The sequence below is a fragment of the Effusibacillus consociatus genome (assembly GCF_042652925.1).
Classification (GTDB): Bacteria; Bacillota; Bacilli; order Tumebacillales; family Effusibacillaceae; genus Effusibacillus; species Effusibacillus consociatus.
On record NZ_JBHSHC010000115.1, the window covers coordinates 1 to 25,811 of the forward strand.

Below are 25,811 nucleotides of genomic sequence, written 5' to 3' on the forward strand. Positions count from 1 at the left end.
ACTTAATCATAACGGAATTACCGTGGCTTTTGTGATATTTATGTGTTGCATTTCATTTTACAATGAACCACTTATTTTAAAGTAAGGCTGTTCGGATTTTGTGGTGGAACCTAATGGGAGAATCTATTATATTTTGGGAAGGGTCTATTTTGAACCGTTGTTCAAAGAGTGTTTGGAAGGGTAGTTGGAGGTGTCTGACATAAATAGACTGAGTGGACGGATTGCGGTAGTTACCGGCGCAAGTCATGGTAAAGGTATTGGCACGGCTATATGTCGTAAATTATCAAGCGAGGGTGCAGATATTTTCTTCATGCATTGGGGTGCTGAGGTTGAGTGGGCTGGCGTTTTGCGAAACGAGATACAGGCAATGGGAGTTCGGTGTGAGAGTTTAGAAATTGATTTATCCGATCCGAACAGCCCGTTTAAACTGCTTGATACCGTTTGTGATACGTTGGGTTTCCCATCAATTTTGGTCAATAATGCTGCACATTCTGCGAGGGATGGATATTTGGCGTTGGACGCTCAAACACTCGACGCTCATTGCGCGGTGAATGTGCGGGCAACTTGTCTTCTTAGTGTTGAGTTTGCTCGGCGATTTCAACAATCAAATCAATCGACAGGTCGCATTATCAACATGATTTCAGGTCAAGCACAGGGACCGATGCCCGGTGAATTGGCTTATGTTGCAACTAAGGGTGCGATCTCGGCGTTTACCAATTCGTTGTCGGCAGAACTCGCACCGTTAGGTATCACAGTGAACGCAGTGAACCCCGGTCCCACAGATTCAGGAGGGATGACGGAAGAAATAAAACAGCATTTATTGCCAAAGTTTCTGCTGGGACGTATTGGACTTCCGGAGGATGCAGCTCGCTTAGTGGCATTTCTTGCAAGCGACGAGGCTCAATGGATTACAGGACAGGTGATTCATTCAGAAGGTGGCTTTTTCCGAAATTAATAATAGGTGTTTTCAAGGACCTCTGATTTTTCAAAGGTGGACTAACGGACTTTCGGGACGTTATTTTCCCCGTTTGATTCGTAAATAAAGAAATAAACGACTTTCAGGGTCTTATCTGGCGGAAAACCACTCGTATCCGATGTTTTTCTAGAAAATAAGACCCTCTCAAGTCGCTATTTGAATAAATTTCATTAAGAATTCTAAAATAACGCCGTGATAAGTCGTTATTTCCTTTCCGTCACTATATGAGCGTTGCAAACGCTAGTGTTCATGTATGTTTAAACGTTCCGCGGCAACAAAGTTCAGAAAATTATGTTGCCCGAAAAAAATGAATTTAGTATACTTATCTATGAAAAGGGTTTCAAAACTTTTGAAAGATAAATGGAACATCCCGAAGTGAGCATATTTGAAAAGGTTTTCATCATGATAGAGAGGTTTTGACCAGTGAAACCAACGATTCGAGATGTTGCAAGGTTGGCAAAAGTTTCAATTACCACAGTTTCAAGGGTGATGAATAACCCGGAGCTTGTTGCTCCCGATAAAAGAGAATCTGTTCTTACTGCAATCGAGAAGTTGAAATATCAACCGAATGCCTTGGCGAGAGGGTTGATTCACAAACGGACTCAAACGCTCGGCGTCCTCATTCCCGATATATCAAATGTGTTTATGGCTGAATTGATCCGGGGAATGGAAGATGCCGCCCGGGAAAATTTATTCAACCTGATCATATGCAATACCGACATTGACAAGGAACGCATGATCTCTTATCTGCAAGTCCTGAATGAGAAGCAGGTTGACGGAATTGTTTTTGTCAGCGAGCCGGTTTATCCGGATTATTATGAAGTCTTCAAGAGATATGATATTCCTCTCGTATTGGCGGCAACACACAGTTTGGAATACGAAATTCCATCCGTCATGATTAATAACGAACAGGCCGGGTATGATGCGGTTGAATATTTAATCCGCCAGGGGCATGAAAAGATTGGGATTATTAGTGGTTCCAGCATAGAACCGATTTCAAGCATTCCCCGAACGCAGGGGTTCATGAGGGGATTAAGGAGTTACGGGTTAAAAGCGGATTTCGAAAAGTGTGTGGAATATGGAGGATATCTGTTTCAAGACGGGTATGAAGCAATGAGCCGATTGATCAAGAAATTCCCTGATTTGACGGCTGTATTTGCTGTGGCGGATGAGATGGCGCTTGGGGCCATTTCGTATCTTCAGGAAAATGGGATTCGTGTCCCCGATGAAATTTCCGTCATGGGATTTGACAATACCCGTTTAGCTACCATGACGTGGCCCAAGTTGACTACTGTGGCGCAGCCGATCTATGAAATGGGGTACCGGGCACTAAATAAGCTGATAGATCTGATTGAATACGGAACTGTTGACGAATTAAGGACTTATCTTCCCCATGAGATTATCGAACGGGAATCCGTCCGACGCAGAGTCTAATTTTTTTCGCTGACTTGAAAACCTTTTCAGAAAACGATTACAGAAAACCTTTTCAGATCTGGCCATTCTTTTAGGGAGGTGAGACGCAGGATAGAAAGAGATTGATTATCGATCAATTAAATCTATATCTGGGGGAATTATGATGAAAAGAAATTGGAAAAGAATTGCGACTATTGGCGTGGCAGCCACCCTTGTGCTGTCGATGACCGCCTGCAGCAGCGGAACCAAAGAGCAGCCCAAGGGAACAGACAATGCGGCAAAAACAGGAGAAAAAGTAAAAATCGTATTTGCGCGTGGTAAGGATGTGACCGGTGCGTCACAAAAGCTGGTTGAAGCTTTCGAAAAGAAACATCCCAACATTGATGTGGAAATTCGGGAAATGCCTGCGGACACCGGTCAAAGCCATGACCAGTATGTAACGATGTTCAGCGCCAAGTCTTCGGAAATCGACGTTTTTGACCTCGATGTGATTTGGCCGGCCGAATTTGCGCAAGCAGGATATCTGCTGCCGCTTGACCGTTTCATTGAGGAAGACAAAATCGACATGAAAAAGTACATTCCCGGGGCCGTTGATGCCGGGAACTTTGAAGGCAAGCAGTGGGCCATGCCGAAGTTTGTCGATACAGGCCTTTTGTTCTATCGGAAAGATCTTGTCAAACAAGTGCCAAAAACATGGGATGAGCTGATTGCCCAAGCAAAGGCGACGAAAGGTCAGGGAGGCACTCAATTCGGTTACCTGATGCAGGCCAAGCAGTATGAAGGACTCGTTTGTAACTTTATTGAATTTAATGCTTCTTACGGCGGCAAAGTTTTGGATGACCAAGGAAAGGTTGCAATCAACAACCCGCAAACAATTAAAGGCTTGAAGAAAATGATCGAAGTGGCAAATTCCGATTTCGTGCCGAAGAATATCAACACCTTCACCGAATTGGAGTCCCATACCGCATTTTTAGAAGGACAGTCTCCCTTCATTCGCAACTGGCCGTACCAGTACGCGTTGGCACAGGATCAAAAACAATCCAAGATTGTCGGTAAAGTGGGCGTGGCTCCTCTTCCCGCGGGGGATAAGGGTTCTGCCGCTGCGCTCGGTGGCTGGATGTCGGGGATCAACAAAAATTCCAAGCATCCGAAGGAAGCTTGGGAATTCCTGAAGTTCATGACCGGTTCCGAAGGTCAAAAGATAACAGCAATTGACGGTGGTTCAGGCCCGACCTATTTGCCGCTGTATGAGGATGCTGACGTAACGAAGGCAATTCCGCTGTTTGGCGACAAGGAGTATGTGAAGGGAATAAGTGCCGCGGTTCCGCGTCCGACTACCCCCAACTATCCGAAGATTTCTGAGATCATCCAGATCGAAGTTTCCAAGGCGATCGCCGGACAACAAACTGCAGAGCAGGCCGTAGAGAACATGGACAAGAAAATGAAGGAAGTAATCAAGTAAAGTCCATTTCTCGCAGTTGAAAAATACCATGAGACCGCTCCCCGGGGCAGGAGGGTGCCTCAGTCATCCCGGGGAGCGGAAATCATGGTATTTTACTGAACTTATTTCTGGTTTTGGTGAGATAAAAACGGAAGTGGGTGAATGATATGAAGACGGGATTTAAAAAGGGCCTTTCGGAAAAACAGACGGGATATCTTTTCCTCCTGCCGGCCTTGCTGATCATCATGGTGATCGCCATCTGGCCTGTCTTTCGTTCCTTTTGGCTCAGTTTGCATGATATTCGGTTGAATGATCCGACGAAAACCGAAGTCCATTCCACCTATGGGATTGATATGGAACGGTATGTAAGTACAATGCCTTATTTGATAAAGTCGTTGGACAAAGAAATCAATCAGGCTCAGGGGGATACCAAACAAAAATTGACTTCCCTGCAGGGGAAACTGGAAACTGTCAAAAATTCAATTGGAGAAGAGCCTCAAGTCAAAGAGAGATATGATGAAGTAAGTCAGCTCCTTTATGAGTTCAAACCGGTTCCGGCCGATTTGAAGTATGCCAAGGTAGAGAATGCGAAGTTCCAACAGATGAAAACGGCGTTGGCTGAAGTTGAAAAGGAACTGAACCAACTGAACGACCGGAAGCTGCTGAAGAAACCAAACGACGTTCTTGGTCTTGTCAAAGGTTTGCAAGCATCCGCGATTGAACCGAATTTCAAGGGATTTGTTTACTATAAACAATATTTGATGGATAAGCGGTTATGGGCTTCCATGTCCAATACTCTGACTTTTACCCTGGTATCTGTTTTTGTGGAATTGGTGTTGGGCATATGGATTGCGGTATTGATTAACAAGCAATTCAGGGGACGCGGTCTGGTTCGGGCTGCAGTACTGATTCCCTGGGCAATTCCTACGGTGATTTCGGCGCTCATGTGGAAGTTTATGTATGATGGGCAGAACGGGATCGTCGCCAAGGTCTTTTCCGTTGTCGGTATCACTCCGGACATGAGCACTCTTCTGACAACCAAATGGGGAGCGATGTTCTCGGTCATTTTTGCCGATGTCTGGAAAACCACTCCGTTCATGGCCTTACTGATATTCGCAGGTCTCCAGACCATACCCGATTCCCTGTATGAAGCGGCGGATATAGACGGGGCTTCGAAAAGGCAGCAATTTTTCCAAATTACCCTGCCGATGTTGAAATCGACAATTCTTGTGGCGTTGTTGTTCCGTACCCTCGATGCATTCCGGGTATTTGACCTTGTTTACGTGCTTACCGGCGGAGGACCGGCGAACTCCACTGAAACGATTTCAATTTACGCCTATAAAACCATGTTTGCCCAAATGGATTTTGGAGCGGGTTCTGCCTTGTCGGTTATTGTGTTTCTCTGTGTGGCACTGATAAGTATCGGGTATATCAAATTCTTGGGTGCTGATCTGTTGGGGGACGCAAAAGGCAAATAGGCCTGAGGCGATTTCGGAAGGAGTGTGACATGCAATGCAAAAGAAAGCTGGGCCCTTGTTTTACGTTTTCTTGGCTGGATTTCTTTTTGTCGTAATGTTTCCGTTCTTATGGTTACTGATTGCATCATTCAAACCCCCCAGTGAACTTTTTGGGGAAAATGCATTTAACCTTATCATCAAAAATCCGACATTGGACAACTATATCGGAGCTTTCACGTTAAGACCTTTTGGAACCTATCTTTGGAACAGCACGGTTGTGGCCACGCTGACCACATTGTACAGCATCGTAATCGCTTCTATCGCGGCGTATACGATTGCCTGGATCAACATTAAAGGAAAGGCGATCATTTTAGGAATCGTGTTGGCGGTATCGATGTTCCCGCAGATTGCCACCATATCGCCGATTTTCCTGTTCATGCAGTCGACAGGACTTACCAACAGCTATCTGGGCTTGATTCTCCCGTATACTACATTCGCATTGCCACTTGCGATCTGGAATCTGACCAATTTCTTCCGCAAAATTCCATATGATCTGTCGGAAGCTGCAAAAGTGGATGGAGCCTCCATTATGCAAACATTGATCAAGGTGTTCTTCCCTGTTGCCCTGCCTGGAGTGTTTACCACTGCCATTCTGGTGTTCATTGCCGCTTGGAACGAATTCTTGTTTGCCTTGACCATCAATACAGAGGAAAGCATGAAAACGGTCCCGGTAGGGATTACCATGTTCCAGGGCCAATTCACAATGCCTTGGGGAGAAATTGCGGCTGCTTCCATTATCGTAACCATACCGTTGGTCATTATGGTATTGATCTTCCAAAAGCGAATCATTTCCGGGCTTACTTCCGGTGCAGTAAAAGAATAGAGACAACAGACACAGCTCAGGAGGCTTAAAGATATGGAGAGAAAATGGTGGAAGGAAAGCATTGTATATCAAGTGTATCCGAGAAGCTTTATGGACAGCGACGGAGACGGGATTGGAGATTTGAGAGGGATTATCTCCAGGCTGGACTATCTGAAAGAATTGGGCATTGACGTAATTTGGCTGTCTCCGGTATACAAGTCACCCAATGACGACAACGGGTATGACATCAGCGATTACCGGGATATCATGGACGAATTCGGCACCATGCAGGATTGGGAAGAACTGCTGGACGAATGCCATAAGCGGGGCGTCAAACTCATTATGGATCTGGTAGTCAATCACACGTCCGACGAGCATCCCTGGTTTATCGAATCCCGTTCTTCCAAAGACAATCCCTATCGCGACTACTATATCTGGCATCCGGGAAAAGACGGGCGGGAACCCAACAACTGGGAATCCATTTTCAGCGGTTCGGCTTGGCAATATGACGAAACAACAGGCGAGTATTATTTGCATTTGTTCAGCAAAAAACAACCTGATCTGAATTGGGAAAATCCAAAGGTCCGGGAAGAAATCCACGACATGATGATGTGGTGGCTGGATAAGGGAATAGACGGTTTTCGCGTCGATGCGATTACGCATATCAAGAAAAAGCCCGGTTTTCCCGATTTGCCGAATCCGGAAGGAAAAAAGTATGTTCCCGCTTTCGAATACCATCTCAATCAACCCGGGATTCATGATTTCTTGCAGGAAATGAAAGAAAAGGTTCTTTCCAAATACGATATCATGACCGTCGGCGAGACACCGGGAGTAACTCCGGAAGACGCTCTCCGGTATGTGGATGAGCAAACAGGAGAGTTTCATATGCTCTTCCAGTTTGAACATATGGAAGTCGATGCCGGTCCGGGCGGAAAGTTTGATGTAAAGCCATGGAGCCTGGTGGAACTGAAGCAGGTCATGAGCAAGTGGCAAAAAGGGTTGCAAGGTCGGGGATGGAACAGTTTGTACTTTGAAAATCACGATCAGCCCCGTTCGGTTTCCCGTTTCGGAAACGACAGGGAGTATCACGCGGAATCGGCAAAAATGCTGGCAACGTGTCTCCATATGATGCAAGGGACGCCGTATGTGTACCAAGGTCAGGAAATCGGAATGACGAACGTTCAGTTCGATTCGATTGATGAATATAAAGATGTAGAAATCCTGAATTTCTACCGGGAGTCCCTCAAAGACGGAAAAGAGCCGGACGAATTGATGAGAGCGATTTGGAACAAAGGGCGGGACAATGCGAGAACTCCGATGCAGTGGGATACCAGCAAAAACGCAGGGTTTACCACCGGAACTCCCTGGATCCGGGTCAATCCCAATTACGTCGAAATTAATGTGAAGAATCAACTGGAAGATCCCAATTCCATCTTTCATTACTACAAGAAGTTGATCCGGCTACGCAAGGAAAACCCGATCGTGGTGTACGGCACCTATGATTTGATTCTTGAAGACCATGAACAAATCTTTGCGTATACCCGAACCCTCGGGAATGAAAAGCTGCTCGTAATTGCGAATTTCTCGGAAGAAACGCCTGCTTTTGTGCTTCCGACGGAGCTGACATTCGAGGGGAAAGAGCTGCTGATCAGCAATTATGAAGTGGACCCGAATGAAGATATTCAATCGATACCTTTAAAGCCATACGAAGCTCGTGTGTATAAATTAAAGCTTTAAACCACTGTTTTCAAGCAACCTGGAGGGCGGAGATGAAACGAAATTCTTACTATGGAATTGTTGGCAATGGTGAAACAGCGGCTCTAATCGATGCCGATTTGAATATGGATTGGCTGTGTGTGCCAAGGTTTGATGGATTCCCGTTTTTCGCGCGTGCTCTTGATCCGCAAAAGGGAGGCCGACTGTCCCTTGAAATCAAAGGGCTGTCTGCAAAATCCCAGCAATACGTTGGCCGAACGAATGTATTGCGGGTTGAATTGGCGGGAGAGGGTACGCAGGCGACGGTGACCGATTTTATGCCATGGGGCAAACCTGTATTCATTCGGGAGATTCTCATTGAGAATGTAAGCGATGCGGCCCGGACAGTGCCCGTGACTTTCACGGTAACCGGAACCGAAACGGCAGTCCACCCGATACGGGTAGAGAAATCTGATAAGTACGCTTGCCTCAGCGACGAGAACGGAGCTCTTTGGATTGAATGGTGTTCCCGGGATGGTTGGGAGATTCCGGCTCATTCGTCCGTAACCCACCGGTTGGTGTTGGGATATGGGAAAACCATCGAGGAGTCTCAACAAGCGGTGAATCTGCATCGCAATGAGAACCTCCTGGATACACTTGATTTTTGGGAGAAGTGGATCGCCTCGGCGAAGACGCCTTCCGTGAAAGATGAATTATATAAAGAAGCGTATTATCGTTCCTTATTGACAATTAAGTTAGTATGCTACGAAAAAACGGGAGCCATGTTGGCGGCTCCCACCGCATCCTTTCCTGCAGTTCCAGGCGGGGGGGACAACTGGGATTACAGGTATTGCTGGCTTCGGGATGGATACTATACCGCTTGGACATTGGATCAGGCAGGACTTCATGAAGAATCCAGACGTTTTTATGTGTTTGCGTTCAGCCTTCAAGAAGAGGACGGCAGTTGGCGGCAACCTCTTTATACAATAGAAGGCGGGAATCCAATTGAGTTCATAGTACCCGACATGACGGGGCCGAACGGAGAAAAGCCAATCCGGTTTGGGAATCTTGCGGCAGAACAGCTGCAGCTTGATAATGCCGGAAACATTGTTCATGGATTCTGGATGCACTATCAGTATTCGGGTGACAAATCGGTACTGGAGCGTTATTACCCGCAGGTGATTAAGGCTGCTGAGTGGGTGAAGCAGCATTGGCGTGAGAAGGAAAACGGAATCTGGGAGATTCGTGAACGAAAAGATCACTGGGTTCACGGAAAAGTGATGTGTTATGCATGCATCCATACTGCTTCGCTGATCGCAAAGGAATTGGGGGATCAAGAGGCTGCAGGAAATTTGCAATCAGAAGCTGACCGAATCAAACAGGATATACTGGAGAATGGTTGGAACCCTCGGCGGGAGGCATATTTGCAGTCTTACAGTGAGGATGCACCCGTAGATATCTCAGTTTTGGCACTTGAATTTTACGGTTTGCTGGATGCGGCGGATGAACGGATGAGAAAGACAGTGGAACTCATCGAACAACCCCTTGTCCGGCCCCGGTTGGAGTCGGGAGAGTATACCACTGCTTCACCGTATTCAGGAATGGATCTGGGCGGATTGAACATGAACGGCGGGATTGCCCGTTACGACTATGCACATGTCCCATTTTATCTGCCGACAATTTGGTTGGCTCGCCACTATTTGAACGCAGGGAATTTAAAACGTGTGAGACAGCTAGTCGATGTATGCATTGAATGCTCAACCGACTTGTTGTTAATGGCGGAACACTTTGATGTGCCGACCAAGGTGCAGTGGGGCAACTTCCCGCAGGCATTCAGTCATGAAGAGCTGGCCCGTTTAATTTTGGATCTGCCGGAGCAGTTGTGAAAAAGGTAAAGAGGGGGGAACGCCCCCTTTTTTTACCTGAAAAAGGAAATCGCTACTGCACTGACAAGAATCAACAAAAAACCTCCGAATATGACAGCAGGCAGAGTGTGGTTTTCAGTCTCGGTGCGGTCCGATGCCGGAGTACCGCCTGTCAGGTCTTCTTCAAGGGCGAATTCGAAGTCGGCAACGTCAAAAACCTGCATCGGCAGATCGGATTCCACGATACGCTCTTGAATGGATGGGTCTTCAATCAGGAGAGGAACATTTTCCTTCATGGCAAGAAGGATCAGTTCCGTTTCGATCGGATCGAATTCTTCACCGTACGCAGCGGTGTCGACCGCATTTACCACTTGAAAAGTAACCAGCTCGTGATAGATGATCGGCTTGCTGATTGCCCAAGGGGCAAAGCTGCACTGATCTATTTTTTTGTTCACAAACGGATTCTCAAAGAACGCGATCAAATTCTCAATATTGCTGCGTATCACCGTTTGCTCTTCATCGTCTGAGGACAGGGTTTCATTCAGTAGAAGGTGCAATTCTTTGATAGAAGACAAAGGAAACAAATAGCGAACCGGTGAAGAAGGCTGCAGCAATTCGCCAAACATAGCGAGAACCACTGGTTCCGTTACGAATGTTCGCATATACAGTTATTTCCCTCGATACCGTTTTTTGGCCGCACGAGCCGCCGAATCGATCACCATGTAGCCGACAAAAATCCATCCGTATGCCAGCATTCCCATCACATAATAAGGAGTCGGTTCACCGGCCCGCTTTCCGGCAACAAACAACGCCGTTCCTGCCGCAGCAATGAGCAGGGAGATCAGAAAAATCACAGTTTTTCGCGTGTTCATCTGGAACAACTCCTCGCAACGGACTATTATACCTCAAATGAATTTTCTTTTTAATGAAAATTTAACATCTTCTTTGAAGGAAATTGACGTAAATTGACGAATATTGTCTATTAGCTATGTCGCAATTTGACATCAATGAGGTGAAAGGAGGGACAAGTGTTGCAGCGCCGCATGTTTTCAGATCGCTATCAGCTGGAAGAAAGGTTGGAAGCTTCGAACGGTGCAGACTTGTATCGAGCTTTGGACGTTTCGTTTCCTCGCAATGTCTTCGTAACCGTTTTTTCGGATTGTGACTCCTCTGCTGTTGAATCTTTCCGCGCGCGTGCGCAATCTCTTGCCGGTCTTTCTCACCATCATATCATGAGTATATACGACATGGAATGCCAAGAGGACTCTTGTTATCTGATATCGGAGTATCGGGAGTGCCTCACTCTGCGTGAAGCGTTGGACGCAGAACGGAGATTCTCTCTTGAGGAAGCTTTGTTTATGGCAATGAATATGGCCAAGGCGATTGCCCACGCACACGAACAGCAAGTCGTGCATGGCCATTTATCTTCGGAAATGATCTGGATTCAGGGTGATGACATTAAAGTGGCATTTGTGTGCCCGCAAGTGATCCCGGAATGGATCCCCGCACACAAACAGGAAGACCTTCTCGCGTTAGGGAAACTCTATAAAGAACTGTTTGCCGCCACCCCTCCCCTTTATAAGCCGGAAGTTCGGGAAAAAGTCATGGAAGTGGTTGACCGGTTATTAGGTGCGCGCCACCCCGTCTATACAGATGCGTCGGATGTGGCTTATGATCTGAAGATGATTCTCACAAAGGACGCAAATCCGCTCTATACAAACCAACTGACGAACGAAGACGAGCATACTCGAACGTATGAAATCACCCGGGCGGAGATCCAATCTCTCCTTGGCGCCCCTAAGCAGAGCGGTCTGCGAAAAATTCGCAAGATGTTCCTGTCGTACTTTGCGGTTTCGATCGGAATGCTGCTGCTTGGAGCGGTTGCTTCCTTGTTCCTCGCAAATACGAAGTCCGCAGCACCAGGCAAATTACAATCGAGCATTGAAAAAGGGCCGATCAGTGTGGCGAAAGCGGAAGTCACCGAAACCTCATCCACCATAACGATCTCTCCAAAAGAACCGATTGCAAGAGTGGGACAAGGAGGGGGACTAATGCCCGATTTGATTGGATTGCAGAGGCACGAAGCGGAAAAGCTGCTGCTTTCTTTAGGTCTTCGTTATCAATATTTTCTTGAGCGTTCTGATAAGCCTGCCGGAACGGTATTCAAGCAGGACCAACCGCCGAACCATCCGTTTCAACCGGGTGATCGAGTCATTTTCTACATCAGCAATGGAAAATAACGGACAAATGTGATTCAGAACACTGTAAGGAAGTTGAAAGAGGGGTACAATAAAAACGAATTCTTTGATAGGAGGCGTTTTTATGACCCAAGGGGTAAAGGTAAGTATTGAATACTGCACGATGTGAAACTTTTTGCCAAAAGCCGTCAGTGTGACGGAAGAATTGCTTGGTCAGTACACAAAAGAAATTTCCGGCTTAACACTCATTCCATCAAGTGGTGGAGTGTTTGAAGTCAAGGTCGGGGACAAGTTGATTTTCTCAAAAAAGGAATTGGGACGGTTCCCGGAGGAGGGTGAAACTGCAAAGCTTTTCTCCCAAAACATTTGATTTCGTCCCATTTAAATACAACAAAAAACTTCTTCAAGGATGACACATATTATACATGACGAATATGTGCCATCCTTTTTCATTCCGTTTTCCAGTCGAGAATTGGGCAATATTATACCACCCCATTAATGTCGTATCCTGTTTCACTTTTCTGCCCTTCGTTGAATAACTTTCTCGGGTGAAAAATTTTTCGAGGGCCTGTAACATAAAAAGCTCCATTTCGACATGCGCAGATCAGAAACCTCCGCCTCTAAACGAAGTGAAGGCGGGGGAGTGTTCATAGTAGACGCATAGATGCAAAACGATTGAAACAATATGAATATTCTGTTATTATAGGTTTAAAAGCAATTGTGATAAATATTACAATTTATAAGGGGGATTGAAAAGTGTCAGTTTCTATTAGTATTTATAACCGAATACCTCCTAACAACGGGGGATGGGAAAATTACGATTTGGGAGGACTGTCTTCTTCTAAAAAAGCCAGCGTTGATGACACCAACAATTTGGCAAATCAAGGGGTGCTCATTCAAATCTCTTCCCGGAGTAGTTCAACTTCTTCAGGTACGCTCCACCAAATTTATAATTCTAATGGAAAACTTCTTAATGCAGTGTCCAGTATATCTCGAACTACTTCAGTTCCAAAGCACATAGGGGACGAAGATGCCTATCTTAAAGATGGAACTGCATATATATGGTCAAAAAAATTGGCCGATTCACTTGGTGTTTCAGCTTCCTGGAATCCATCTAAAGCCACAGTCAATATTGGCGGATATGAATTCACACCTCAAAAAGTCGAAGATGGTAAGTCGTACGTTAAAGTTCGAGATGTGGCTGAAAAATTAGGTTTCGGTCTTGAGTGGAAAAATTCTACGAGCGAATTGATCATTACCAAAACAACGAATGAAACAAAGCCTGTAACCAAAGAAATACTGAGTTTCAACCCCAAAGCTCTAGAGGATTCCTATCTTGAGAATAATATAACGTATATATCTTCAAAAAAACTAGCAGGTATTCTGGGTGTATCCCATTCGATGGATTTAGGAAATGGTACCGTAAACATTGGAGGTAAAAACTTCTTAGTCGCGAAGTCAATGAATGGACAAGCATATGTCAAAGCTGGTGATGTTGTAAAAGCTTTGGGATATGGTATTGAATGGGATGGAGGAAATGGTACGGTTTCAATTACAAAAACAACTACAAAATCAGTACCCGAAAAAGAACAAATCGCAAAAATCAAACCAGATCAAAGTGATTCCTATCTTCAGAATGGATCGATCTATATGTGGTCTGGAAAATTAGCCCAAGTCCTTCGGGCACCCGTATCATGGAATTCAAAAACCGGCAAAGTGGTTTTCAACGGTCGAGAATTTACTCCGGAGAAAGTTGTGAATGGAAAATCATATGTGAAGGTTAGAGAAGTCGCTGAAACCTTAGGGTATAATGTGGATTGGGATAACAATTCCGGATCTGTTATCATTTCAAAAACAACCACGAAGGTTCAACAGGTTACAGACAAAATTGCCACGTTCAAACCGCAGGGAATCGGCGATTCCTATCTTGAGAATGGTACCACCTATATGTCAGCAAAAAATTGGCAGATTCCCTTGGAGTTTCCTATTCAGCAAGAAACGGTAGAGTTGAAATAGGCGGAAAATCATTTTCTATTTCCAATTTGTTTGACGGTCAACCCTATGTAAAAGTGCGAGATGTTGCAGATGCTTTAGGGTTTGGTGTAAGCTGGGATGAAAATAGCAGTAAAGTAAAAATTACCAAGACAACGTTAGAGCAAGTTCCGGTTACAACTGAAATAGCCAGGGTGAAGCCGAAGATTATTCAAAACACCCCTAATTCAAGTGGAATTGAAGGGGATTTACAGCTAGGTATTTTATCAGCAAAATATGAATCTAATGGAGATCCAGGTGTTATCGGAAATACTCCTGGTGATCCAGGTGGTAAGTCTTATGGAGCATATCAACTTGCTAGCAATATGGGAAGGGTAGATGACTTCCTAAAATGGTTGAGTGGAGTCAACTATGGATACTGGGAAAAGCTTCATGAGGCTAGAAAAAGAGATGGTTGGACCTTGGGGGAAAATTTTGACAAAGTATGGAGGCAACTAGCTCAAAATGATAGAGAAGGATTTTTAGCATTACAGCATGGATATATAAAGTATTCCCATTATGACGTTGCTGCTAAGATTTTAAAAGATCGGTATGGTTTTGATATAAGTACAAGGTCTAATGCTTTGAAAAATGTTCTTTGGTCAGTAGCTGTGCAACATGGACCCGGTATTGTCGAAGATTTCTTTGGCAATGTAGATTTAAAACATATGAATGATAGGCAGATTATAACTGCTGTTTATGATGAACGTATGAAAGTAGAGATTTATTTTAGAAGTAGTTCGCCATCTGTTAAAAGAGCTGTATACAACAGATTTGTTAATGAAAAAGCAGATGCTCTCAAAATGTTGGAAAGTGAATAACATATTTTACTAAGAAATTGAACCATTTGGTAAGTTCACAAAATGATAATAACCAAATGGTTCAATTATATGGTTTGTTCGTGTGATTAGTGTATGAGATGAACGTTTAAAAGAAAAGGAGTCTAAATTATGAAACATGTTTTTACCCTATTTTTTGTGCTTGTGTTAGTATCGGGATGTACCTCCCCTAAAGTGGAACAAGCTTACCAACCACCAATAGCGATTACGGAAAGCAAAACAGAAAAACAGGTTGATCCAAAGGTAGAAAAACAGGTCGATTCTAAGAATGTAGCCCAGTCGATTTGGTCAGGAACATGGACACGTTCTTTAAATTCCAATGGTGCCATATTATCAATCTCTAACGAAAATTCTACTAGTTTTGACTTTTCAATCGAAGCTTCTAGTGGTGGAAATACAGGCAATATAAAAGGGAATGCTGTCAAAAAAGGAAATACAGCCATTTATGAGTCTGGAGATAATTGCACGATCACGTTTAATTTAATAGGTGAAACAATAAAAGTTGATCAAAACCAAGGATGTCTATCGCACGTTGGTATGGGAGTTACTTTTAGTGGGACTTATCAAAAAGGTGAAGAAAAAGAAAAAAAGAGCGACTTAGTACAGCTGGGCGTTTTGAAAAACCACGATCAAGACCAAAAATTTAAAGAACTAGTAGGGGATGATTATAACTTATTTATCGAGAGATTCCAGATAATATCAGAACCAAAAAATGTAGATGCGTTTGATGCAACCGTAAAATCGGGTTCAGTCAAGGGATTGTACACCGTTATGGAAGCAATTGTGATGTCTGATTCCAAAGGGAAGTTTTGGGCTGCTCTCATTGATGATAAACAAGTTAAGTACTACACAAATGATAATTCTTACAAAACTAAGTTACCTAAGACAATTGAAGAGTGGAGGCAAGGTTTTAAGAATTTGCCGATAATATATATGAAAAAATAATGCGTTTGTTGGACTGCAAAACTCAGTGATTTTAAGGAGTAGTTCTATGTCCAGAACTTCATTAACGATGTTACCCTAAGATCTCATGACCACCAATGAAGAAGACGAAGTTACGGGAGTCACGGCCTATGGGATTGATCAGTAAGTGGTACATCCCGGTTCAAGATGTGAACAGTGTGAAAGAGGTTATTACTGCTTTAGCAGGAGATTTTGACGGTGCAGAGATGTCATTTGGATTTTTACAATGGAATTTTGGACAAGGAACATTACAGCCTTTGCTTTCCAGAATGGCTTTGGATGGACATCTTGGTATAATTGATTGTAACGCGTTGCTTAATAAACACCTGAATCCTTTGAAATAAAAGGGATTAAGGTGTTTTTACGTTACATAAAAAATTCCCCTCTGTTCTTCTGATACTCTTCTGATACCCCGCTTAACAAGATAAGGGGGGTAATGACTCAAATACAATAATGGGGCTTTAGAGAAGGATGTTCCTCTTCCTACATCCTTCAAAACAACGTTATCCACCATTATTATCCAAGTCTTTTATTTGAGGTCCTGGAGCATCCGCATGGCAATCGCTTTATATCCTTGTCCGTTGGGATGGAAGTTGTCCGCTGCAAGAAATTTGGAACTGTTCCAAGTGAACAGATCTTGAGTGGGAACGAGCAGCGTATGCTGATATTTCGAGAGCACTTGTGAAGTTTTGGAATTCCATTCCTCCAAGATTCGAAGGGCTGTTTTTTGCTGATCATCCGACAAAGGAAACGGGTTGTATAATCCCACAAATAAAATGGGGCTTTGTTCGTTCTGAGATCGGATTTCTTTAAGGATTTGATCCAGCGTATTCAAAAACTGGTCCTGCGTTTGCTTTGCAAGGCCAGGATTCGGTGTCGTAGTCACGGGACCGGCCCCGCGTACCAAATCGTTGCCGCCAATTGAAAGTGTAATCAGGTGTGCGGCCTTGATTTCCTTCTGAACCTCGGGGGATTGGATATATTGTAAAAGTTCCGGTGCTTTCATTCCATTGATGCCCAGGTTTGTGGTAATCACTTTATTCTTGGTCATCTTTTGCAGTTCAGTTGTTAAATACCCTACATATCCCTGTCCCGTTTCGTCACCGGCTCCCCGGGTCAAGGAATCTCCTAAAGCGACGATCCGATAATCACCCTTTACATCCGCGGGTGAAGCGGCAGGAATGGATTCTTCTTTGACCGGATTCATCTGTTGGGCGGCTGGGGAATCCTGTCTATGGGGTCCACTGTTTTCCGTAGCGGACGTTGGACCATTTTGAAAAGCAAGTATGGCTCCTGAACTCAGAAGAAGCAGACTGGCGACAGACGTTACAGCAATTGTATACCAGATCGTTTTTCCTCTTTGCATGTCCATTCCTCCTTCGATATGATTATAGCAGGAATTGATCTGGAGGCCTAACAAATGGAAAAAATTGCTCTTGTTTTGTCAGTCAAGGATCTTGAAAAAACAATCGGCCGGAAAAAGCTGATCCATAAGATTTCGTTTGATGTCTATAAAGGGGAAGTATTCGGGTTTCTCGGACCGAACGGGGCCGGCAAAACAACAACCATTCGAATGCTGGTGGGTCTGATGAAGCCTTCAGGCGGCTCCATAAAGATTTGCGGATATGATCTGCAGGATCACTTTGTGGAAGCGATGCAGCATGTCGGGTGTATCGTGGAAAACCCTGAACTCTATAAGTTTTTGACCGGACGTGAAAATTTGGAGCAGTTTGCCCGAATGCTCGACGGAATTACGGAAGAGCGAATTGAAGAAGTGGTTCGGGTAGTCGGCCTCGAAAACAGGATTGACGACAAGGTGAAAACCTATTCGCTAGGCATGCGCCAACGGTTGGGAATTGCCCAAGCGCTGCTTGGCAGACCCAAATTGCTGATCCTCGACGAACCGACGAACGGGCTGGATCCGATCGGAATTCGGGAGCTCCGTGAATTTGTCAGGAGATTGGCGGAACACGAGGGGCTGAGTGTGTTTATCTCGAGCCATCTGCTTAGTGAGGTTGAAATGATGTGCGACCGGGTGGCGATTATCCATCAAGGGCACTGTTTGTATGCAGGCCTTGTCGAGGATCTGGTCCAGCGTGAAAAAGGGGATACTCTCTGGCAAGTCCATCCACTGCAATCAGCGTTGGAAATCATGAAGGCACAGCCTTATGTGCACCAAGTACTCATCGAAGAGAATCTGATTCGCTGCAGCGTTCAGGTGGAGCGGATTCCGGAGCTCAATTCGCTGTTGGCCGCAAAGGGGATCGAAGTATTCTCGATTCAACAGGTGGCGCCGTCGTTGGAAGATTTGTTCTTAAAGATGACAGGGGATGATCGAATTGCTTAAGTTTATCGGGCTGGTTGAAAATGAGACCATTAAGCTTGTGAAGCGGAAACGCTTTGGATTGGTAATGATTATCCTCGTTGCACTGGTCACTCTATTTGCATATGCGCAGCAGTTAACTCAGCAGCGGACATTACAGAAGGTGGGAACTCTCGATTGGAAGCCGGTTGTCCAACAACAGATTACAGATTACGAAAGTCGAATGCGCAATGCTTTCGTACCGGAAGACCGCAAGAAATTCTATCAATATCGGATCGAGCAAGCGAGATATTACCTTGAGAAAGGCATTAACCCGGCCGCTCCCGGAACCGCTACGTTTGTGCGGACCTTTATGGATTTGAGCGTATCGTTATTGCTTCCTCTCCTTGTGGTGACTCTGTCAGCCGACCTGGTGTCGTCGGAGTGGGGAGAGGGCACGATCAAGCTGCTGCTTACCAGGCCAGTGAAGCGATGGAAGATCCTTGCGGCCAAATATACAGCACTGGTCATGTTTGTGTCATTGACCGTCATGGCTGCTTTATTGATTGCCGCGGTAGTGGGAGGTTTCTTCTTCGGATGGGCTGGCTGGTCGATGCCGGTTGCGACCGGTTTCGCGGTTGCGGGTGGAGAACTGGATTCGTCGACCGCTTATAACATCCCGCAGTGGCAGTACATTCTTTGCTCCTATGGTCTGGGATGGGTTGTGTGCATGGTGGTCGCGACCATCACGTTTACAATCTCCATTCTTGTTCGTCATGCGGCTGCCGCGATGGGATTGATGCTGGCGGCGCTCATTGGCGGAAACATATTGATTGATTTGGCCAGTTCGTGGACAGCCGCAAAATATTTGTTTATGGTAAACATGCGGATTACCGGCTATCTGTCGGGGATGGTACCACCTATCGAAGGCATGTCGCTGCCGTTTTCCATTATGGTACTGTTGGCCTGGGGGGCCGCGGCCCTCGCAGTCGGGTTTGCAGTGTTTACGAAGCGGGATGTTTTGGCCTAAAGGTTTCCATGGTCCCGATTCCGGCATTCTCCAAGGCCCGGGCATACAGCCCGAGTACATTATGGCAAGTGCCTCAGCCGGGAACGAGCAGTGCCGCATCAACCTGTTCATTCTGGAGAGTGGACACCACTTGTGGTATTGATTCTTTCTCTACAAGAGTGGTGGTAAGCAAGGCTATCTTGCATTGGTGCATGGTGAAGCAGTTCACCGATTAATAGGGCCAAAACCACTCCCTTGTATATCAAGATCACCGGAAGAAGTCCAGGAATCAGTTCGGGCCGGAAGAGGGCCATGCATATTCCGATCACCACTGCCACGGATAAAGCACCGTATTCCAGTACCATGTGATCCAGGAGAGGGTGCTCTCCAGAGCGACAGAAAGCTTGTGACGGAGAGAGCTTCTCACAGAATCAGGTATTTCGTCCGCCAGAATCACCTGTAGAGACTGTAAGGTGATCGCAAGATCCTGGTCGGGAATTTCCGATGCTTTTCCTTTTTTCAATAAGTCGATGTAACGGTCCATTTGCTCTGCTTCGTACATTTCGTCTTTCATAAGCATAGCTCCCGGAGTTTTTTAATGGTTCGATGAATCAGCATTTTTGTTCCGCCTTCGATTCCGTTGAATCAGGAGGTTGGTAACAAGAAAACGTAAATTTTTTTTGGAAAGAAAAGGACACCCTGAGGGGTGCCCTGAATACATTTTCTTACCATCCCAACACTGCATCAGTCGATTCAATAAGTTCCGGAGAGAGATGAATGGTGCTTGCTTTGATATTTTCCTCAATTTGTTCCGGGCGGGAGGCACCGATGATTGCCGAGGATATTCCCGGCTGACGAAGAATCCATGCCAGCGCCAGGTTTGACAATGGCATTCCTGCTTCCTTGGCGATTTTATCAAGCTGTTCCACTTGCTGCAGGACTTTCTCTGTCATATAGCGCTTAATGAACATGTTTTGCTGCGGGTTGGCGGCTCGTGAGTCTTCCGGAATTGGTTGCCCCGGTTTGTACTTTCCTGTAAGCAGCCCTTGAGCCAGTGGCGAGAATACCACCTGTCCAACGCCTTCTCTTTCACAAAGCGGGAGAACCGATTCTTCGATGTAGCGGTTTAACATGTTGTATACCGGTTGATTGGATAGGATTCTGTCATACCCATTTTTATCTGCGAGATGAAGAGCATCGTTGATTTGTACCGCATTCCATTCCGAAACACCCACATATAAGACTTTTCCCTGAGTTACCAGGTCATCAAGCGCTCGCAGGGTTTCATCAAGCGGAGTTTCCGGGTCGTACCGGTGGCATTGGTAAAGGTCAATATACTCCACACCCAAACGTTTTAAGGAGGCATTGCATTGTTCAATAATATGCTTGCGGGACAGTCCTTTGTCATTAGGGCCTTCACCCATTGGGAAAAAAACTTTTGTGGCAAGAACATAGGATTCTCGAGGATATTTGCGCAGAGCTTCCCCGACTACTTTCTCCGACTCGCCGCGAGCATACACGTTTGCCGTATCAAAAAAGTTGATTCCCAATTCATATGCCTTGTCGATACAGCGGATGGCCATATCCTTTTCCACTGAGCTTCCGTATGTAAGCCAACTTCCGAGTGCAATTTCCGATACACGGAGACCGCTGTTCCCAAGCTTGCGGTACTTCATCATCGATTCCTCCCTTTCGAATAGTTCCAAGTATAATGATAATAGAAGATCTAGGAATTTACCAATTTTTGACGCAAATTAGGAAGAAATGCCCGTGCAAAATAATGGGTGTGGTTGATACAATAATAATAACAGGATATCAGTTGGACGGAGAGGAGTATTCCCATGGAATCGGAAGACCAGTCACTGCATAGCGGAAGACTTCATTTTTTGTTCTTGATTATGTTCATCGGGCTGGTCATCTTGCTGCTTCGTTTAAGTTTTATCCAACTTGGCAAGGGAGAGGATTATGCCGTTAAGGCGGAGGCCAACCGGTACGCCCAACAAATCCTGCCAGCACCTCGCGGACAGTTTAAAGACCGCCACGGAGAAATCCTCGTTGCCAATAAACCCTCTTTTACAATTCAATACACAAGCCCTTTCACAAAAAGCGACGATCCCAAAACGGTACAGGCAAATATTGAGGCGATCGCCGAGAAATTAGTTCCCTTGCTGGATGATCCTGAAGAGAAAGAGAAAGTCACAAAAGATAAAATCGTCAAATTAATGATGGGCACGGATGAATATCTGTCCCGATCCGCACCGCGGAAAATCAAAACGAAAGCAACTGAAAGACAGGTGGCAAGAGTAAAAGAAAACCTGCAGGATCTGCCGGGTATTGCCGTCATTCCGGAAGCGATCCGCGATTACCGCTTGAAAACGTTTGGCTCGCACATTTTCGGTTATATGCGCAAGATGGATGAGAAAATGTGGAATGAGTATCAGACCAAGGGATATCTTATGACTGATCTTGTGGGCATAACCGGGCTCGAGAAACAGTATGAGCAGTATTTAAAAGGGATCCATGGCGCCACTCGTGTCGAAGTAAACATTAACGGGGATCCGATCCGGCGTGACAATAATGTGGATTTTATCGAAAAGAAACCGATTCCGGGCAATGATTTGACTCTTACGATTGATAAAAAGCTGCAGCAAGTCACGGAAGAAGCGCTAGCAGAGCGTGTCAATGCGTTAAAAGGAACACCGGTTAAAAACGCAGCGGCTGTCGCTTTAGACCCCAACACGGGAGAAGTTCTGGCTATGGCCAGCTACCCGGCATTTGATCCGAACGCTTGGCTGGACGGAATGTCGGACGAAGAATACGCCCAATTCCAACCGGCGGAGTGGAACCATGCCGTGGAATACCCGCATGAACCGGGATCGACGGTGAAAATGCTGACCACCATGATTGGATTAAAAGAAGGGGTGGTCAAGCCGGATGAAAAGATTTTTTGTCCCGGTGGTTTGGATTTATCCGGTTATTATGCGTCCTGTTGGGATCCCAAAGGACACGGTTTGAGCGATGGACGGGAAGCAATTGCGAAATCCTGCAACGTCTATATGTACACGATCGGAAAACGGCTTGCCAAGCACCAATTCATTTTCCAAAACGGCGGCGTGAAGAGTTGGATGGAAAAGTATGACAAACCTGCGTATGAAAAGTTCAGAAAGTATCAGAACGAATTTGGTCTGGGTGTAAAAACGGGCATTGATCTGCCTTTTGAATCCGCCGGAAAATATAACTATCAACCTGAGATCACAACGAATATGCCCTTCACGGCAATCGGACAAAATTCAAACTTTACTCCCCTGCAGCTGGCGCAATATGTGAGCACGATTGCAAACGGCGGCAAGCGCATGAAGCCGTATCTGGTTAAGGAAATCAAAGATCCTGAAGGGAAACTGATTAAGAAAATGGAGCCCGAAGTGCTGAATCAGGTATCGTTTAGCCCGGAACTGCTGCAGTACGCTCGTGAGGGCATGTGGAAGGTTACGCATGAACCTTATGGTACAGCGTCTTATATGTTTGGACGCAAGAAGTATGATGTTGCAGGGAAAACCGGTACGGCTCAGACCGGGCGTGACACAGAAAATTACTGGTTTGTAGGCTATGCTCCCTATAACAATCCCAAAATTGCGATTGCGGTCGTTGTACCGGAAGGTCGTGTGGGAATGCACTCCTATGAAATGGCCGGGCCGGTCGCGGAAAAAATGCTGGATACCTTCTTCAACGAAGAGAAAAAAGAAACTGCTGTGAATTAATAAAGAAGGCGGCTCCACATCAATGTGGAGCCGCGTCCTTGCTGTTCGATGATGTTAGGGGATCCGCAATCCTTTCGGATAGTGATTTTTCAATGTATGTTGCACCACTTTTCCCCAACCCAGGGGGAAGTTCAATACGCATACGAGCGTCCAGCCTTCTTCCTGTTCGACAGGCAGCGTTTCTCCCCGGAGGTACCGCTCAATATCGGGGTGATCCGGTTCAAACGATATGTAATGTACTGCGTCCGAATTTTTCAAGGTCATCGCCAGGGTATGGCTTGGTTCAAACCTTTTTTTCTTCAATTCGCCCAGATGCAATCCCGGACGTACCCACTTAAGGCTCTTTAGATCTGGAAGATTGTGCGGAAGCAGATAAAGATGGTCGCCTTGGAGAAGGTACTGGCCTTCTCTCGGGGCGCAAACCAGATTGTCCCGAACAAACGAATGAAAAAGGGAGACCGATTCAGCAGAGACCTTCGTTTGAAACGGAGCTAACCGCGTATCATTTCCGTCCGTTTTTTCAAATAGGGCTGCAAAATGGCCTTCGCCGCGCAAACGATGCGGCCATAATCGGACAGCATATTGCAGATCATTGCGGTTGTTTCCCCATTTCGGATTGGCGGGTGAAAAGAATTCGGCATTTGGAAATGGAAGCAGTTTAAATTTAGGATTACGCTCCAGAAACTTATCCACCACCGATTCATTCTCGTCAGGTGAGAATGTGCATGTAGAGTAGACCAGCTTGCCTCCCGGCCGAAGCATTTTGGCTGCTTCTTCAAGTATATCCAGTTGGCGGATCGCGCAATGAGACACATTTTCCGGCGACCACTCTTCACAGGCTGCCGGATCTTTCCGAAACATCCCTTCTCCGGAACAAGGGGCGTCCACCAGAATTCGGTCAAACCAATTGGGAAATGCGGAGGCGAGTCTGGCTGGGGTTTCATTCAATACGATCGCATTCGGCAACCCGAGACGTTCAACGTTCTCCGCCAGGATCTTCGCACGACTCGCAGTAAACTCGTTTGCAACCAAGATGCCTTGACCCTTCATGTAAGCTGCCAGATGTGTCGTCTTGCCCCCCGGGGCCGCACACAGATCCAAGACCTTCTCTCCCGGTTCCGGAGCAAGAGCAGGGGCAATTGACATCGCACTGGGTTCTTGGATATAGTACAGTCCGGCCGTATGAAACACGTGCTTCCCCGGAGAGGCGTCTTCTTCATAGTAAAATCCCTGGGGAGCCCACGGAACGGGCTCCAGCTTAAAAGGAGACAGTGCAAGAAATTCCTCAATGGAAATTTTCAAGGTGTTGATTCGAATTCCCAGCGTTTTGGGCTGTTCATAACTTTTGAAGAAAAGATGTGAATCTTCTCCCAGCAAATCGGTCATGCGCGCTACATAGGATTGGGGTAAAGCTTTCATCACATTCAGTCCTCCAACGGTATGATAAAATTTACTATACCATAATGGTTTGGACAAAATGATCAGAAAGATGGTTTTCACTGGGGAGGTAAAAGACTCTTGCTGATTGGTGTTGACTTGGTGGAAATACGAAGGATCGAAAATCTTGCGGAAAATCCTTCGTTCCTGGACAGAGTGTATACAGAGCAGGAATTGCAGCTCGTCCAAGAGGTATCAGCTGAAAGAAGGTCGGAGATACTTGCGGGACGGTTCGCTGTGAAAGAAGCTGTAGCGAAAGCTCTAGGAACCGGCATTTCAGGCGGTATTACGTTTCGGGATATTGAAACGCTGCGGGGAAAGGATGGAGAGCCGGTTGTTCACCTGCAAGGCAAAGCTCGACAAATCGCTGATACTCTGGGAGTTTCCGCGGTAAGGGTAAGCTTGTCCCATGCATCCGGTCTGGCGATCGCATATGTTTTACTGGAATGTCCTTCAAGCTGAATAAGATTCGCTGAGCAGGCTGAGTCCACGCTGGTTGATTTCTTTCAAAAGCAATTGAATGAACTGTTCATCGAGTTTCAATTCCACTGCTTGTTTATAGGCTTCCAACAACACCTTATCGCTCAATAACCGCATTACCTATCACCTCGGAGCGAATAATTTCCTCGTCCTGTGGGATCTTTTTGATGTGAATTAATCGTAACATCTCCATCTCACGAGAACAAGCGTTCTAGTTATCCACAATAGGTTGTTGATAAAATGTGCACAGGTTGTGGATGATGTGTGGAAAAGTATGGTTTTCACTTAACAGTCGGGTGTGAATAACGAGGATAAACTTATTCACAATTTTCTCTCGCTGTCGGTTTTTGGCAGAAAATTTTTCAAGGAGGAACTTTTCCCCCATCTATTCCTTTTTATGCAGATTTGGTGGATAATAGACTTATCGTAGTGGAGGAGAAATTTATGCAGCGGGTCATTACTTACATACGGGAAAGAGATCGAAAACTTATCACTTCCCTGCTGCGGCTTCGCGGATGTGCCAAATTAAACTTGTTGATGAGGACGTGTACCGTCTTTGGCGGAGCTCTTTTTACGGTGGGGGCTGTAGTGGTTCTGTTATTCGTTACCGAAGGACGCGGAAAGCAGGCTTCCATGGTGGCGGCCGCAGCACTGGCGGGAAGTTTTTTGCTGGTACAATGGATCAAGAGAATGGTGAAACGATTTCGGCCTTATCTTGTGATGGCGGAAATTAAACTTCTCGGAACGCCTTTAAAGGATCATTCGTTTCCTTCAGGCCATACCACATCTATTTTTTCGATTGTTACGGCTTTTGTCATTACATTTCCAACCCTGGCGGTCTGGTGTTATGCGCTCGCCACGCTCGTCGCCGTATCCCGGATCTATTTGGGATTTCATTATCCGACGGACGTCTTGGCCGGGATTATTATCGGCGTCGGCTTCTCGATAGGTTCCCATGCAGCTCTGCACGCATGGCTGTTATGAACGAATAGGAACCAAGTTTTTTCAGCAACCTATTTTTGTATACGCTAACATATGCTATTATATAACAGAAACAATGAAATGAATTGTTATAGAAACATGCC

25 protein-coding genes are annotated in these 25,811 nt (G+C 45.7%); 18 read left to right on the top strand and 7 right to left on the bottom strand.

Features of this window, described 5'->3' with window-relative positions:
• Positions 1–199 precede the first annotated feature (199 nt).
• The 7 genes from ACFO8Q_RS16775 (at position 200) to ACFO8Q_RS16805 (ending at position 9,730) form a co-directional block, all read left to right on the top strand.
• Entirely contained in the window at positions 200–955 is a 756-nt protein-coding gene (locus tag ACFO8Q_RS16775; RefSeq protein ID WP_380027139.1) for an SDR family oxidoreductase, read from the top strand.
• Between the two features lie 444 nt (positions 956–1,399).
• Complete coding sequence (locus tag ACFO8Q_RS16780) at positions 1,400–2,410, top strand: LacI family DNA-binding transcriptional regulator (protein WP_380027056.1); 1,011 nt, start codon at positions 1,400–1,402, stop codon at positions 2,408–2,410.
• A gap of 142 nt (positions 2,411–2,552) precedes the next feature.
• The gene (locus ACFO8Q_RS16785; RefSeq protein ID WP_380027058.1) at positions 2,553–3,851 is read left to right on the top strand and encodes an ABC transporter substrate-binding protein; all 1,299 of its coding nucleotides are present in this window, start codon (positions 2,553–2,555) and stop codon (positions 3,849–3,851) included.
• Positions 3,852–3,997: 146 nt separating this feature from the next.
• Positions 3,998–5,308: a carbohydrate ABC transporter permease gene (locus ACFO8Q_RS16790; RefSeq protein WP_380027060.1), complete on the top strand. Its 1,311-nt coding sequence runs from the start codon at positions 3,998–4,000 to the stop codon at positions 5,306–5,308.
• Positions 5,309–5,342: 34 nt separating this feature from the next.
• Positions 5,343–6,170 carry a carbohydrate ABC transporter permease gene (locus ACFO8Q_RS16795; RefSeq protein ID WP_380027062.1) on the top strand — a complete coding sequence of 276 codons (828 nt, stop codon included), beginning with the start codon at positions 5,343–5,345 and terminating at the stop codon, positions 6,168–6,170.
• A gap of 33 nt (positions 6,171–6,203) precedes the next feature.
• Positions 6,204–7,886, top strand: a complete 1,683-nt coding sequence (locus ACFO8Q_RS16800; protein ID WP_380027064.1) for a glycoside hydrolase family 13 protein — start codon at positions 6,204–6,206, stop codon at positions 7,884–7,886.
• 32 nt (positions 7,887–7,918) lie between these two features.
• A complete protein-coding gene (locus tag ACFO8Q_RS16805; RefSeq protein WP_380027066.1) occupies positions 7,919–9,730 on the top strand; it encodes a glycoside hydrolase family 15 protein in 1,812 nt (603 codons plus the stop codon).
• 32 nt (positions 9,731–9,762) lie between these two features.
• On the opposite strand, the gene ACFO8Q_RS16810 is transcribed toward ACFO8Q_RS16805, so the two are convergent.
• Both ACFO8Q_RS16810 and ACFO8Q_RS16815 read right to left on the bottom strand, forming a co-directional pair.
• Positions 9,763–10,371, bottom strand: coding sequence for an ADP-heptose synthase (locus ACFO8Q_RS16810; protein WP_380027068.1), 609 nt, complete (start codon positions 10,369–10,371; stop codon positions 9,763–9,765).
• A gap of 6 nt (positions 10,372–10,377) precedes the next feature.
• Complete coding sequence (locus tag ACFO8Q_RS16815; RefSeq protein ID WP_380027070.1) at positions 10,378–10,581, bottom strand: hypothetical protein; 204 nt, start codon at positions 10,579–10,581, stop codon at positions 10,378–10,380.
• Between the two features lie 159 nt (positions 10,582–10,740).
• On the opposite strand from ACFO8Q_RS16815, the gene ACFO8Q_RS16820 reads away from it, so the two are divergent.
• From ACFO8Q_RS16820 to ACFO8Q_RS16845, 6 genes are all read left to right on the top strand, one after another.
• Complete coding sequence (locus tag ACFO8Q_RS16820; protein WP_380027073.1) at positions 10,741–11,949, top strand: protein kinase domain-containing protein; 1,209 nt, start codon at positions 10,741–10,743, stop codon at positions 11,947–11,949.
• A gap of 133 nt (positions 11,950–12,082) precedes the next feature.
• A complete protein-coding gene (locus ACFO8Q_RS16825; protein ID WP_465251893.1) occupies positions 12,083–12,277 on the top strand; it encodes a SelT/SelW/SelH family protein in 195 nt (64 codons plus the stop codon).
• A 386-nt stretch (positions 12,278–12,663) separates the two neighbouring features.
• Entirely contained in the window at positions 12,664–13,923 is a 1,260-nt protein-coding gene (locus ACFO8Q_RS16830) for a stalk domain-containing protein (protein WP_380027077.1), read from the top strand.
• On the top strand, positions 13,869–14,759 hold the full coding sequence (locus ACFO8Q_RS16835; RefSeq protein WP_380027079.1) for a VgrG-related protein: 891 nt from the start codon (positions 13,869–13,871) through the stop codon (positions 14,757–14,759). Before ACFO8Q_RS16830 ends, ACFO8Q_RS16835 begins: the two co-directional genes overlap by 55 nt.
• A 129-nt stretch (positions 14,760–14,888) precedes the next feature.
• Entirely contained in the window at positions 14,889–15,722 is an 834-nt protein-coding gene (locus ACFO8Q_RS16840) for a hypothetical protein (protein ID WP_380027081.1), read from the top strand.
• A 128-nt stretch (positions 15,723–15,850) separates the two neighbouring features.
• Positions 15,851–16,084: a hypothetical protein gene (locus ACFO8Q_RS16845; protein ID WP_380027083.1), complete on the top strand. Its 234-nt coding sequence runs from the start codon at positions 15,851–15,853 to the stop codon at positions 16,082–16,084.
• A gap of 185 nt (positions 16,085–16,269) precedes the next feature.
• On the opposite strand, the gene ACFO8Q_RS16850 is transcribed toward ACFO8Q_RS16845, so the two are convergent.
• Complete coding sequence (locus tag ACFO8Q_RS16850) at positions 16,270–17,106, bottom strand: GDSL-type esterase/lipase family protein (protein WP_380027085.1); 837 nt, start codon at positions 17,104–17,106, stop codon at positions 16,270–16,272.
• Between the two features lie 63 nt (positions 17,107–17,169).
• On the opposite strand from ACFO8Q_RS16850, the gene ACFO8Q_RS16855 reads away from it, so the two are divergent.
• The gene (locus ACFO8Q_RS16855) at positions 17,170–18,087 is read left to right on the top strand and encodes an ABC transporter ATP-binding protein (protein ID WP_380027141.1); all 918 of its coding nucleotides are present in this window, start codon (positions 17,170–17,172) and stop codon (positions 18,085–18,087) included.
• Positions 18,071–19,072, top strand: coding sequence for an ABC transporter permease (locus ACFO8Q_RS16860; RefSeq protein ID WP_380027087.1), 1,002 nt, complete (start codon positions 18,071–18,073; stop codon positions 19,070–19,072). Before ACFO8Q_RS16855 ends, ACFO8Q_RS16860 begins: the two co-directional genes overlap by 17 nt.
• A gap of 304 nt (positions 19,073–19,376) precedes the next feature.
• On the opposite strand, the gene ACFO8Q_RS16865 is transcribed toward ACFO8Q_RS16860, so the two are convergent.
• The gene (locus ACFO8Q_RS16865; RefSeq protein ID WP_380027089.1) at positions 19,377–19,625 is read right to left on the bottom strand and encodes a hypothetical protein; all 249 of its coding nucleotides are present in this window, start codon (positions 19,623–19,625) and stop codon (positions 19,377–19,379) included.
• A 151-nt stretch (positions 19,626–19,776) separates the two neighbouring features.
• Positions 19,777–20,727 (bottom strand): aldo/keto reductase family protein, encoded by a 951-nt coding sequence (locus ACFO8Q_RS16870; RefSeq protein WP_380027091.1) that lies wholly within the window; start codon positions 20,725–20,727, stop codon positions 19,777–19,779.
• Positions 20,728–20,892: 165 nt separating this feature from the next.
• Between ACFO8Q_RS16870 and mrdA the strand changes: the two genes are divergently transcribed.
• Complete coding sequence (mrdA, locus tag ACFO8Q_RS16875) at positions 20,893–22,809, top strand: penicillin-binding protein 2 (protein WP_380027093.1); 1,917 nt, start codon at positions 20,893–20,895, stop codon at positions 22,807–22,809.
• A gap of 54 nt (positions 22,810–22,863) precedes the next feature.
• On the opposite strand, the gene ACFO8Q_RS16880 is transcribed toward mrdA, so the two are convergent.
• Positions 22,864–24,228 (bottom strand): RsmF rRNA methyltransferase first C-terminal domain-containing protein, encoded by a 1,365-nt coding sequence (locus ACFO8Q_RS16880; protein WP_380027144.1) that lies wholly within the window; start codon positions 24,226–24,228, stop codon positions 22,864–22,866.
• Positions 24,229–24,327: 99 nt separating this feature from the next.
• On the opposite strand from ACFO8Q_RS16880, the gene acpS reads away from it, so the two are divergent.
• Positions 24,328–24,708, top strand: coding sequence for a holo-ACP synthase (gene acpS / locus ACFO8Q_RS16885; protein WP_380027095.1), 381 nt, complete (start codon positions 24,328–24,330; stop codon positions 24,706–24,708).
• Here acpS and sda read toward each other — a convergent pair.
• Positions 24,700–24,843, bottom strand: coding sequence for a sporulation histidine kinase inhibitor Sda (sda, locus tag ACFO8Q_RS16890; RefSeq protein ID WP_380027097.1), 144 nt, complete (start codon positions 24,841–24,843; stop codon positions 24,700–24,702). The two genes, acpS and sda, sit on opposite strands and share 9 nt — an antisense overlap.
• Positions 24,844–25,170: 327 nt before the next feature.
• On the opposite strand from sda, the gene ACFO8Q_RS16895 reads away from it, so the two are divergent.
• A complete protein-coding gene (locus ACFO8Q_RS16895; protein WP_380027099.1) occupies positions 25,171–25,710 on the top strand; it encodes a phosphatase PAP2 family protein in 540 nt (179 codons plus the stop codon).
• Positions 25,711–25,811 lie beyond the last annotated feature (101 nt).

Bases quoted from the DNA above. Each gene is read 5' to 3' on its own strand.
- ACFO8Q_RS16790 (WP_380027060.1), top strand. From the start codon at position 3,998: ATGAAGACGGGATTTAAAAAGGGCCTTTCGGAAAAACAGACGGGATAT.
- ACFO8Q_RS16785 (WP_380027058.1), top strand. From the start codon at position 2,553: ATGAAAAGAAATTGGAAAAGAATTGCGACTATTGGCGTGGCAGCCACC.
- ACFO8Q_RS16895 (WP_380027099.1), top strand. From the start codon at position 25,171: ATGCAGCGGGTCATTACTTACATACGGGAAAGAGATCGAAAACTTATC.
- mrdA (WP_380027093.1), top strand. From the start codon at position 20,893: ATGGAATCGGAAGACCAGTCACTGCATAGCGGAAGACTTCATTTTTTG.
- sda (WP_380027097.1), bottom strand. From the start codon at position 24,843: ATGCGGTTATTGAGCGATAAGGTGTTGTTGGAAGCCTATAAACAAGCA.
- ACFO8Q_RS16850 (WP_380027085.1), bottom strand. From the start codon at position 17,106: ATGCAAAGAGGAAAAACGATCTGGTATACAATTGCTGTAACGTCTGTC.
- ACFO8Q_RS16860 (WP_380027087.1), top strand. From the start codon at position 18,071: ATGATCGAATTGCTTAAGTTTATCGGGCTGGTTGAAAATGAGACCATT.
- ACFO8Q_RS16795 (WP_380027062.1), top strand. From the start codon at position 5,343: ATGCAAAAGAAAGCTGGGCCCTTGTTTTACGTTTTCTTGGCTGGATTT.
- ACFO8Q_RS16845 (WP_380027083.1), top strand. From the start codon at position 15,851: ATGGGATTGATCAGTAAGTGGTACATCCCGGTTCAAGATGTGAACAGT.
- ACFO8Q_RS16880 (WP_380027144.1), bottom strand. From the start codon at position 24,228: ATGAAAGCTTTACCCCAATCCTATGTAGCGCGCATGACCGATTTGCTG.
- ACFO8Q_RS16810 (WP_380027068.1), bottom strand. From the start codon at position 10,371: ATGCGAACATTCGTAACGGAACCAGTGGTTCTCGCTATGTTTGGCGAA.
- ACFO8Q_RS16865 (WP_380027089.1), bottom strand. From the start codon at position 19,625: ATGAAAGACGAAATGTACGAAGCAGAGCAAATGGACCGTTACATCGAC.
- ACFO8Q_RS16815 (WP_380027070.1), bottom strand. From the start codon at position 10,581: ATGAACACGCGAAAAACTGTGATTTTTCTGATCTCCCTGCTCATTGCT.
- ACFO8Q_RS16800 (WP_380027064.1), top strand. From the start codon at position 6,204: ATGGAGAGAAAATGGTGGAAGGAAAGCATTGTATATCAAGTGTATCCG.
- ACFO8Q_RS16870 (WP_380027091.1), bottom strand. From the start codon at position 20,727: ATGAAGTACCGCAAGCTTGGGAACAGCGGTCTCCGTGTATCGGAAATT.
- ACFO8Q_RS16840 (WP_380027081.1), top strand. From the start codon at position 14,889: ATGAAACATGTTTTTACCCTATTTTTTGTGCTTGTGTTAGTATCGGGA.
- ACFO8Q_RS16805 (WP_380027066.1), top strand. From the start codon at position 7,919: ATGAAACGAAATTCTTACTATGGAATTGTTGGCAATGGTGAAACAGCG.